Source organism: Ideonella sp. A 288 (assembly GCF_002198735.1).
Lineage (GTDB): Bacteria > Pseudomonadota > Gammaproteobacteria > Burkholderiales > Burkholderiaceae_C > Pseudaquabacterium.
In genome coordinates this window covers 17,554-28,142 of sequence record NZ_MWLO01000111.1, presented here as the reverse complement: position 1 = coordinate 28,142, position 10,589 = coordinate 17,554, and the positions used below count along the sequence as shown (strand labels likewise).

The 10,589-nt window shown below is 69.2% G+C and carries 9 protein-coding genes; all 9 read left to right on the top strand.

Features of this window, described 5'->3' with window-relative positions:
* Positions 1-1,311, top strand: a 1,311-nt coding sequence (locus EOINJALH_RS11160; protein ID WP_144289974.1) for a glycosyltransferase, incomplete at its 5' end; no start/stop codon positions are given.
* A gap of 339 nt (positions 1,312-1,650) precedes the next feature.
* Entirely contained in the window at positions 1,651-1,980 is a 330-nt protein-coding gene (locus EOINJALH_RS11155) for a DHCW motif cupin fold protein (RefSeq protein ID WP_088280436.1), read from the top strand.
* Positions 1,981-2,053: 73 nt separating this feature from the next.
* Positions 2,054-2,785: an HAD family hydrolase gene (locus tag EOINJALH_RS11150; RefSeq protein WP_088280435.1), complete on the top strand. Its 732-nt coding sequence runs from the start codon at positions 2,054-2,056 to the stop codon at positions 2,783-2,785.
* Complete coding sequence (locus EOINJALH_RS11145) at positions 2,782-3,327, top strand: GNAT family N-acetyltransferase (protein ID WP_144289973.1); 546 nt, start codon at positions 2,782-2,784, stop codon at positions 3,325-3,327. The genes EOINJALH_RS11150 and EOINJALH_RS11145 overlap by 4 nt, the downstream gene beginning before the upstream one ends.
* Positions 3,328-3,494: 167 nt before the next feature.
* Positions 3,495-4,433: an arginase gene (rocF, locus tag EOINJALH_RS11140; protein WP_404872755.1), complete on the top strand. Its 939-nt coding sequence runs from the start codon at positions 3,495-3,497 to the stop codon at positions 4,431-4,433.
* Between the two features lie 176 nt (positions 4,434-4,609).
* Complete coding sequence (locus tag EOINJALH_RS11135) at positions 4,610-7,354, top strand: zinc-dependent metalloprotease (RefSeq protein ID WP_088280433.1); 2,745 nt, start codon at positions 4,610-4,612, stop codon at positions 7,352-7,354.
* A gap of 121 nt (positions 7,355-7,475) precedes the next feature.
* Positions 7,476-8,774, top strand: coding sequence for an ArgE/DapE family deacylase (locus EOINJALH_RS11130; protein ID WP_088280432.1), 1,299 nt, complete (start codon positions 7,476-7,478; stop codon positions 8,772-8,774).
* Positions 8,775-8,808: 34 nt separating this feature from the next.
* Positions 8,809-9,990, top strand: coding sequence for a trans-acting enoyl reductase family protein (locus EOINJALH_RS11125; protein WP_088280431.1), 1,182 nt, complete (start codon positions 8,809-8,811; stop codon positions 9,988-9,990).
* On the top strand, positions 9,987-10,583 hold the full coding sequence (locus EOINJALH_RS11120) for a M48 family metallopeptidase (RefSeq protein ID WP_234413788.1): 597 nt from the start codon (positions 9,987-9,989) through the stop codon (positions 10,581-10,583). The genes EOINJALH_RS11125 and EOINJALH_RS11120 overlap by 4 nt, the downstream gene beginning before the upstream one ends.
* The last annotated feature ends 6 nt before the right edge of the window (positions 10,584-10,589 follow it).

Below are 10,589 nucleotides of genomic sequence, written 5' to 3'. Positions count from 1 at the left end.
GGCTGGGCTGGGCTGGACGATGAGGTGACGACGAGACCCCTGGTTCTGCTGCTGACCTTTGGCACCGGCGGCGATCTGCAGCCGTTCATCGTGCTGGCGGCAGCGTTGGCAGCGCGTGGATACCGCACCCTGCTGGTTGTCCAGCGCTCGCACGAACAGGTGGTACGGGCCACAGGCCTTCCCTACGTCGCCTTTGGCACGCACGAACAGTCCGAGTCGGTGCTAAACGATCCCGACCTGTGGGACGAGCGCAAAGGCTTGGGCGTGGTCTGGCGCGGTCTGCTTCCCAGCCTGGATGAGATTCGCGGCCTGCTGGTCTCGCACGCCCAAGCTGGCGACTGTGTCGTGTTGAGCCACCCCTTCCTGGTTCCCGTGGCCGCGATGGCCAAGGAGCAGCAAGCCCATCTGAGGATCGTGTGCGCCTACCTGGCGCCATCCACCTTGCGCACAGTGCACGATCCGCTGGCCGTGGGGTCGCTGAATGTGCCGACGTGGGTGCCGACGCCGCTGCGTCGTGCGCTGTGGTGGGCCATCGACAAGTTCTGGATCGACCCAGATCTGCTGCCCGGACTGAACGCCGTCCGTACCGCCCAGGGATTGAAACCGGTAGCCAGCTTTCTGGCGCACATGGAAGCGGCAAGTGACGCGTCGGTCGCTCTCTTTCCAGACTGGTTTGCAAGCCGCCAGCCCGATTGGCCCGACACCTTTGTCGGGGGCCACTTCCCACTGCGATCCTCGTCGCCGTTGCTACGCCTGCCTGCGGAGCTGGAAGACTTTCTGGCGGCGGGTGACGCGCCCATTGCGTTCACCGCGGGAACAGGGCATCGGCACGCCAATGGGTTTTTCGCGAACGCATTGACTGCGCTGCGTGCGCTGGGTCGGCGCGGCCTGTTTCTCACGACCTTTGGCGACCAGCTACCGAGCCCGCTGCCATCGGACGTGCGATGGCAGCCACACGCACCCTTCGATTTGTTGCTGCCGCGGGTGGCCCTGTTGGTGCACCACGGGGGCATTGGCACGACAGCCGAAGCACTGCGCGCCGGCGTGCCGCAGTTGATATTGCCGTTCGCGTTCGACCAGTTCGACAACGGCACGCGAGTGCAGAACTTGAATGCGGGCAGTGTTGTGCCCGCGTCACGGGCCAATGCGCGTCGGCTGCGGCAAGAGATGGAAACGCTGCTCGTCCGCTCGATGCAACCTCCAAGTAGGGCAACCCCGCGCGATGTGCCCGCGGATGCAAGCCTGGAGCAACTCGTGAACGGTGTCGAGCGGGCATTCAACGTCAGCGCAGAGGGCCCCGGACGACGCTGAACGCGTTGCAGTTCAACCCAAAAACTGCTGTGAAAGGGCTGATGTCCGAGGCTCCCAGCGCCATTCTCTTTGCCCACTTGCAGCAAGCACGACGGAGTTCCTCCTTTCACGCGCCGCCCCGCGCTGGCCAAGGCCCAACTGGTCGTTCGAACGGACATCCAACAGCCTGCCGCGCAGGGCTGCCAATCGTTGTTCCGCTTTGCGCGGTCGGTCATCGGCTTTCGTTCAAAGAGGCACCAGGCATGACGGACCATCTACCCAACCAGGACGATGTCCAGCATCAACGAAGCGCGGTTGAGCAAGAATCTGTCTCCAATTTTCACCTGCGAGGTGTCGATCATGAGGATGGAAGACATACCCTTCGGCATCACCGATTGGGCGTCCATTCCCCGCACAGAGCACAAGGGAACCACAGGCATTGCCTACTGGCGCACGGTCAACTTCGGAAACATTCGAGTTCGTATGGTGGAGTACTCACAGGGCTACGAGGCCGACCATTGGTGTTCCAAGGGCCACATACTGCTGTGCTTGGGCGGGGAACTCGAGACCGAGTTAGAGGACGGTCGCAGGTTCGTTTTGAAGCCAGGCACCAGCTATCAGGTAGCCGACGGGGCAGAGCCACACCGCTCGCGCACATCAGGCGGTGCCACATTGTTCATCGTTGACTAGAGGGCAACCATGCAGTGAGCGCGCCTGGCCGCTGGTGCCTACTCAGGTTCTTAGACGCCTCAAACAGCATCCGATGCGGTTCGTCGATCAGTTTCAAGCCCTCTTCTTCGACATGAACGGCACCTTCATGTTCGATCATGATCGCCTGGGGCGCGATGAAGACTTCTTCGCCACATACCGCAAGATCGGCGGTCGCCGCTTGGCAGGCCACGAAGTCCGGGTGCTGGTGATGCGGACTTGTGACTCGCTCCGCCGAGACTACGACGATCCGGCATGCTTCGACTCGTTCCCGTCCCTTCTGGACGCGGTCAAGACGTACGGCGGCCTGCACGGTGCGGATGCGCAAGACATTGCAGATGTGATCGCCGCGCATGAAGTCGGCCAGGTGCCTTCATGGGCAGCCCGCACGCTTCAGGCCTTCGCTACTACGCACCCCCTCGCGCTCGTCACCAATGTTTGGGCACCGCAGGATGCCTGGCGCGATGTTCTTGCGCGCAGCGGCGTATCCCATGTCTTCCAACACCAGGCCTTCTCGTCAACCATCGGAGTTGTGAAGCCTTCTCCGCAACTGTTTCTCGCGGCACTGCAAGCCATGAAAGTTGACCCCGCGGCGGCCCTGTTCATCGGAGACTCGGTCGAGCGCGACATTCGCCCCGCGAAACAACTTGGATTCAGTACAGTCTTAGTAGGATCGAGCGGCCGCGATACCGAAGCCGATCTGCTGGTGTCTTCCATTGCCGAACTGCTCGGTCAAGGCGCCACGCCGCAGGCGACCGTTCACCCCGTACGTTTGGCGCCGCAGTGACAGCTCTTGTCCGTCCTCTTGCCGAATCTGACATCGAGGTGGTCGCGCGTATTCACGCCGCCAGTTGGAGAACCGCATATCGCGGCATGCTTCAAGACGAGTTCCTCGACGGAGACCTCGAGGCGAACCGTGCCGTACTGTGGACGAAGCGACTGTCGCCGATACCTCGCGGTCACTTTGGCTATCTGGCCAGCTACGACAGCCAACCGGTTGGCTTTGCATTCGCCTTCGGTGAGCACGACGCCCAGTGGGGAACGCAGGTGGACAATCTGCATGTGCTGCAGGATTTTCGAAGCAAGGGGATTGGCTCAATGCTTCTGGCCTCCGTGGCAGCCCAGGCAGTCGACACACACGGTCATCTCGGCGTCTACCTGTGGGTCTATGAGCAAAACTTGGCTGCCCGCAAGTACTACGAGGGCCTGGGCGCTGTGGCTGTCGAGCGTGCTGTGATCACACCACCGGGCGGCGGCAAGGTCTCCGAGTGGCGGTACACCTGGCGCAGTGCAGCCGCACTGCTGTCGGCGCTCAGACGCGGCGCCTAAGGACGGTCTGCGCGACGTAGGTTGCCGCGCGGTTTGAAACCTCGGCCGGCGGCGTGAGCACGAGATCAGGCGCGAAGCCTGCCCCTCTTCCAATGACCGCTTCCTGGCTTGTCAACCGATCAAGCGGATGACGGATCAGGGTCGATAGCACCCCGCCACCATCGAGGTTGGCTTGCCCCATAGCTGTCGTCGCCAGCGCGCGCCGAGCTTGCGGAGCAGGCGAGCCGAGCAGGCATCTCGGTATTGACGCCGTACCAGTCTCAGCCGCGCGCTTAGCCGGCCTGCAGGCCGCGCTCGAATCGCACGGCCTGGAGGTGGTCGACCGCGGCAACCTGGTCGGCCCGGCCAACCCCTGGCTGCCCCCCGTGGACGGCTACCGCCACCTGCCCGAGGTGGTGGCCTGGAACCTGGCGGTGCACGAGGCCATGCGCGCCGAACTGACGGCCAGCCGCCTGCCCATCCTGCTGGGCGGCGACCACTGCCTGGGCGTGGGCTCCATCAGCGCGGTGGCCCGCCACTGCCGCGAGCATGGCCGCAAGCTGCGCGTGCTGTGGCTCGACGCCCACGCCGATTTCACCACCCACCTGCTCGCGCCCAGCGGCCACCTGCACGGCATGCCGGTGGCCTGCCTGTGCGGCCACGGCCCGCAGGCGCTGGTCGAGATGGGCGGCCAGGTGCCGGCGCTCAACCCGAAGTGGATCCGCCAGATCGGCATCCGCTCGGTCGACGCGGGCGAGAAGCGCTTCGTGCACGAGGCCGGGCTCGAGGTCTTCGACATGCGCTACATCGACGAGATGGGCATGCGCCACGCGATGGAGCTGGCCCTGGCCACGATGGACGCGCAGACCCACCTGCACGTGAGCTTCGACGTCGATTTCCTCGACCCCGAGATCGCCCCTGGCGTGGGCACCACGGTGCCCGGCGGCCCCAGCTACCGCGAGGCGCAGCTGTGCATGGAGATGATCGCCGACACCGGCCGCCTGGCCTCGCTGGACGTGATGGAGCTGAACCCCGCGCTCGACCTGCGCAACAAGACCGCGCTGGTGGCCGTCGACCTGATCGAGAGCCTGTTCGGCAAGAGCACGCTGATGCGGGCGCGGCCGTGAGCCGAACAAACACGGACAGGGCCGGCGCCCATCCGCCACTCGCGACCCCGATCCGACGGCCTGTCGCAGCGCGCTGGCCGCCGCGGCCATGATCCGCTAGCCTGCGCGCCGTCGACCCGCCCCACCTCCCACCGCCCATTTTCCCACCGCCCATTCGACTCACCCAGCACGAGCCCATGCCCATTTCCAGCTTCGCACCCTCGCCCCTCGCCACCGCCGTGGCCGCCCTGCTCTCCGCCACGCTGGCCGGCTGCGCCACCCCCACCGGCCCGCAGGCCGCAGTCGGCGCCAATCCGCAGGCCGTGGCCGCCGCCGCACCCGCATCGGCCCCGGGCGCCGCCCGCGCCGCATCGGGTCCGGCCGGGTCGGCCAGCGCACCGGCCGCGCGGCCGCCGGGCACGCCGCCGCCGTTCGCCGAGGTGATCAAGGACGCCAAGCGCAGCGACGGCTTCCTGCCGTTCTGGACGCGCGACGACAAGACCTGGCTCGAGATCCCGGCCGACCGGCTGGACCAGCCCTTCTTCCTGGGCACGTCGCTGGCCAGCGGCCTGGGCGAGCGATTCTTCCTGCCGGGCCTGATGGGCGACGAGCAGGTGGTGGTGCTGCGCCGCGCCGGCAACAGCGTCCAGCTGGTGGCGCGCAACCTGCACGCCCGCGCCAAGCCCGGCTCGCCGCTGGCCCGCGCGGTGGCCGAAAGCTATTCCGACAGCCTGCTGGCCGCCACCTCGGTGGTGTCGGCCCCGCACCCCGAGCGCAAGTCGCTGCTGGTCGACGCCGTGGCCCTGCTGGGCGGCGACATCCCCGGCATGCAGACGCGGCTGGAATCCGCGTTCCGCATGCCCTATTCGCTGGACCGCAGCAACACCACCATCGAGCGCGCCCGCACGTCGGCCCAGGGCACCAGCTTCACCGTGCGGGCGCACTTCGCGGTGCCCAAGCTGCCGGTGCCGCCGGTGGCCATGCCCGGCATGCCGCCGTCCAACCCGGCGATGCAGCCCAGCCCGCCGACCACGCTGCCCGACGCGCGCAGCCTGTTCCTGTCGCTGGCTTACACGCTGTCGCCGCTGCCGGCAGAGCCGATGAAGCCGCGCCTGGCCGATCAGCGCGTGGGTTATTTCACTGCGCCCTTCGTCGACCTGGAAGGCAGTGCGCCCGACGGCCGCCGCCAGCACCTGATCAACCGCTGGCGGCTCGAGAAGAAGGACCCGGCGGCCGAGGTGTCCGAGCCGAAGGAGCCGATCCGCGTGGTGATGGACCGCAACATCCCCGAGGCCTGGCGCGCCCCGGTGCGCGCCGGCATCCTCGAATGGAACCTGGCCTTCGAGCGCGCGGGCTTCCGCAACGCGCTGGCCGTCGAGCAGCAGGCGGCCGACAGCGACGAATCGTCGCTGGAAGGCACGCGCGTGCTGGCCGTGCGATGGTTCGCGATGGAAGGCCCCGGCGCCACGGCGGTGGGGCCGTCGCAAGCCGACCCGCGCACCGGCGAGATCCTGCGCGGCGCGGCCATCATCCCCGAGAACTGGGCCCGGCTGTCGCGCAGCTTCACCGGCGACACCGAGCCCCGCCTGCCCGCGGCCATGCCCGATTTCGCGCAGCGCCTGATGCAGTGCCAGTATGGCGACGAGGCGCTGCAGCAGGCCGCCTTCGGCTTCGAGCTGCTGAGCGCGCGCGGCGCGATCGACCCGCAGGGCCCCGAGGCCGAGCGATTCATCGCCGAGGCGCTGAAGGACGTGGTGATGCACGAGGTGGGCCATGCGCTGGGCCTGCGCCACAACTTCAAGGCCTCGATGGGCATCACGCCCGCACAGTTGCGCGACGAGGCCTTCACCCGCACGCGCGGCATCTCCAACTCGGTGATGGACTACAACGCGCTGAACCTGCCGCTGGCCAACGAGGCGGTGGCGAACTACCACATGCCCACGCTGGGCGCCTACGACCTGTGGGCCATCGAGTACGGCTACCGCGAGTTCCCGGCGGCCACCGAGAAGTCGGCGCTGGCCGCCCATGCCGCGCGGTCCGAGCGTGATCCGATGCTGGCCTACGGCACCGACGAAGAGACCATGGGCGGTGACCCCGAGGCGAACCAGGGCGACCTGGGCAACGACCCGCTGGTGCATGCCCGCAAGCGGCTGACGCTGGCGCGCGAGCTGTGGACCTTGACGCAGAAGCGCACGCTGGCCGCCGAAGACGACCTGACGCTGTACCGCCGCAACCTGCAGCGCGGGTTGGCCTCGTTCAGTGCCACGGTGCCGCTGGTGGCCAAGCACATCGGCGGCGTCACCACCTCGCGCCAGCTGGCCGGCGCCGGGCAGGCCCTGGTCACCCCGGTGCCCGCGGTGCGGCAGCGCGAGGCGCTGGACCTGCTGCTGGGCGAGGTCTTCGCCAGCAGCAGCTTCCGCTTCGACCCCGGCTTCATGTCCCGGCTGGGCATCGACCAGTTCGACCGCTTCGGCCGCCAGGGCCTGGTGCCGAACGCCGATTTCAGCCTGGCCAGCGCGGTGCTGGGCCTGCAGCGCGGCGCGCTCGACACGCTGATGTCCGACGCCGTGGCCACGCGCCTGGCCGACGCCGAGACCAAGGTGGCCGACCCGCGCACGCTGCTGTCGTATGCCGAACTGCAGGGGCGGCTGTCCGACGCCGTGTGGGCAGAGCTGAAGACGGGCAACGACGTCGACAGCCTGCGCCGCAACCTGCAGCGCGAGCACCTGCGGCGGCTGTCGTCCACGCTGCTGAAGCCGGCCTCGGCCGCGCCCACCGACGTGCGGCCGGTGCACCGCCAGGTGGCCCAGCGGCTGGAGGCCGACCTGAAGCGTGCCCTGGCCGCCAAGGGCCTGTCCGACACGGCCCGCGCCCACCTGGGCGAGAGCCTGCTGACGCTGGGCGAGGCGCTGCGGGCCCCGCTGGTGCGGCAAGGCGGCTGAGCGGTCGGCTGAAGGGGCCGCCGGGGGCAGCGTTTCCGGCAGCAGCCGGGGCGGGGTTTTCGGGCGATGATGGCGGCCAACCCGCCATCCCCCCGAATCGCCCGCCGCCAGGAGCCCGCCGATGGACACGAAGACCCTCAACCCGCTGACCGAGCGGCAGATCCTCGACGCTGTCGCGGCGCAGCGCGACGAGGCCGTGGCGCTGCTGTGCGAGCTGGTGGCGCAGCCCTCGCTGCTGGGCGACGAGGCCCCGGCCCAGGCGCTGATGCGCCGCGAATTCGAACGCTGCGGCCTGCACGTGCACGAGTTCGCCATCGACGAAGACAAGATCCGCAACCAGCCCGGCTACTCACCGTCGATCATCCCCTACGACGGGCGCCACAACGTGGTCGGCGTGCACCGGCCGGCCGGCCCGGTGCGCGGCAGATCGCTGATCCTCAACGGCCACATCGACGTGGTGCCGGTGGGCACCGCCGCCATGTGGACCAGCCCGCCCTTCGAGCCGCGCATCGACGGTGACCGGCTGTACGGCCGCGGCGCGGCCGACATGAAGGCCGGCATCGTGGCCTACACCATGGCCTTCAAGGCGCTGCAGCGGCTGGGCCACGAGCCGGCCGCGCCGGTGTTCCTGCAGTCGGTGGTCGAGGAAGAGTGCACCGGCAATGGCGCGCTGGCCTGCCTGGTGGAGGGCTACACCGCCGACGCGGCCATCATCCCCGAGCCCGGCGAAGGCGTGATGACCGGCCAGATGGGCGTGATGTGGCTCACCATCGATGTGTACGGCGTGCCGGTGCATGCGGCCTACGCGCACACCGGCGTGGCCGCCATCGGCTTCGCCAACCACCTGGTCGACAAACTGCGCGAGCTGGAGACCGAGTGGAACCGCCCGGCCTCGCGCCACCCGCTTTACTGCGGGCACGAGCACCCGATCAACTTCAACCTGGGGCGCATCGCGGGCGGCGAATGGACCTCGTCGGTGCCCACGCACTGCCGCGTGGACATGCGCCTGGGCTTCTACCCCGGCGTGAAGCCGGCCGACGTGCGCACCCAGGTGGAGGCGCTGCTGGCCGCCGCGCACGACGCGCACCCCAGCCGCGCCAGCCTGCGCTATGAGGTCAGCTACCACGGCTTCCAGGCCGAGGGCCTGGTGGTGGACATGCAGCAGCCGGCGATCCAGCAACTGCTGCAGTGCCACCACGACATCACCGGCAGCGCCGCCCCCGAGCGCGCCACCACGGCCACCACCGACGTGCGCTTCTTCCACCTCTACGGCAAGATCCCGTCCACCTGCTACGGGCCGCTGGGCGCCGACATCCACGGCATCGACGAGTGGGTGTCGATCGCCAGCATGCAGCAGGTGAGCGCGGTGCTGGCGCTGTTCATCGCGCGCTGGTGCGGGCTGAACCCGCGGGCGCACTGACATCTCCCCGCCACCGCTTTCGCGAGGACACGCGATGACCAAACCCTTCGACCTTGTCGTGCACGGCGCCACCGGCTTCACCGGCCGGCTGGTGGTGGAATACCTGTTGCAGCGCCACCCGCAGGGCCCCGGCCAGACGCTGCGCTGGGCCATGGGCGGCCGCAGCGCCGACAAGCTGGCCGCCGTGCGCGACGAGATCGGCGCACCGGCCAGCACGCCACTGGTGGTGGCCGACGGCGGCGACGCCGCCAGCCTGCGCGCGCTGATGGCGCAGACCCGGCTGGTCCTCACCACCGTGGGGCCGTACCAGTTGCATGGCAGCCCCCTGGTGGCCGCCTGCGCCGAGGCGGGCGTCGACTATGTCGACCTGTGCGGCGAGCCGGCCTGGATGCGCCACATGATCGATGCGCACGAGGCGCAGGCCAGGGCCAGCGGGGCGCGCATCGTGTTCTCGTGCGGCTTCGATTCCATCCCCTTCGACCTGGGCGTGCTGATGCTGCAGGACGAGATGCGCGCGCGCTTCGGCGCACCGGCGCGCCAGGTGCACGGCCGGGTGCGCAAGATGAAGGGCACCTTCTCCGGCGGCACCGCGGCCAGCCTGCGCGCCACCATGGCCGCGGCGCAGGGCGACCCCGCCGTGCTGGCGCTGCTGCGCGACCCCTTTGCGCTGACGCCCGGCTTCAGCGGCCCGCGCCAACCGCCGGGCCACAAGCCGATGCTCGACGAGGCCCTGGGCCAGTGGGTGGCGCCCTTCGTGATGGCGGCCATCAACACGCGCAACGTGCACCGCACCCACTTCCTGCTGGGGCACGACTGGGGCGCCGATTTCGAATACGACGAGATGCTGGTCACCGGTGCCGGCGAGCGCGGCAAGGCCATCGCCGAGGCCGTGGCGGCCGACAAGTCGATGGGCGGCCCGGGCGGCCCGCAGCCCGGTGAAGGCCCGTCGCGCGCCGAGCGCGAGGCCGGGCACTACGACGTGCTGTTCCTCGGCAGCAGCGCGGATGGGCGGACGCTGCGCGTGGCCGTCAGCGGCGACCGCGACCCCGGCTACGGCTCCACGTCGAAGATGGTGTCCGAGGCCGCGCTGTGCCTGCTGGACGAATGCGCTGCCACCCCCGGCGGCATCTGGACGCCCGGCGCCGCGATGGGCCAGGCGCTGATCCGCCGGCTGCAAGCCCACGCCGGCCTGCGCTTCGCGGTCGAGGCGGAGTGAGCCAGGGCGCTACCGTGCCCGCGCCCGCGGTGGCGCCCGCCCTGCCCTACCTGTCGGGCTACGCACCCGAACTGCTCGAGCAGGTGCGAGGCCTGATCGCGCAGGGCCGCCTGGGCGAGGTGCTGCGACAACGCCACCCCGACCGGCACGAGGTGCGCACCGACCGGCAGCTGTACGACCATGTGGCCGCGCTGAAAACGCGTTACCTGCGCAACGCCGCACCGCTGTCGCGCGTGCTGTATGACAGCAGCCAGCTGGCCCGGCCCGATGCGCTGCTGCAGACCCTGGGCACGCACACCACGGTGTCGCGGGTGCAGGGCGGCAAGCTCAAGGCCAAGCGCGAGATCCGCATCGCCAGCGTGTTCAAGGACGCCCCGGCGGCCTTCCTGCAGATGATCGTGGTGCATGAGCTGGCGCACCTGAAAGAGCGCGAGCACGACCGCGCCTTCTATGCGCTGTGCACGCACATGGAACCCGACTACCACCAGCTCGAGTTCGACGTGCGGTTGTGGCTGACGGCGATGGCGCTGGAGCGGGCCGGTCGCGAAGCCGCGCCGGGGGTCTCGCCCGACGCGCCCGTCGCAACGCCTTGAGCAGCG

Bases quoted from the DNA above. Each gene is read 5' to 3' on its own strand.
- EOINJALH_RS11155 (WP_088280436.1), top strand. From the start codon at position 1,651: ATGAGGATGGAAGACATACCCTTCGGCATCACCGATTGGGCGTCCATT.
- EOINJALH_RS11150 (WP_088280435.1), top strand. From the start codon at position 2,054: ATGCGGTTCGTCGATCAGTTTCAAGCCCTCTTCTTCGACATGAACGGC.
- EOINJALH_RS11135 (WP_088280433.1), top strand. From the start codon at position 4,610: ATGCCCATTTCCAGCTTCGCACCCTCGCCCCTCGCCACCGCCGTGGCC.
- EOINJALH_RS11130 (WP_088280432.1), top strand. From the start codon at position 7,476: ATGGACACGAAGACCCTCAACCCGCTGACCGAGCGGCAGATCCTCGAC.
- EOINJALH_RS11125 (WP_088280431.1), top strand. From the start codon at position 8,809: ATGACCAAACCCTTCGACCTTGTCGTGCACGGCGCCACCGGCTTCACC.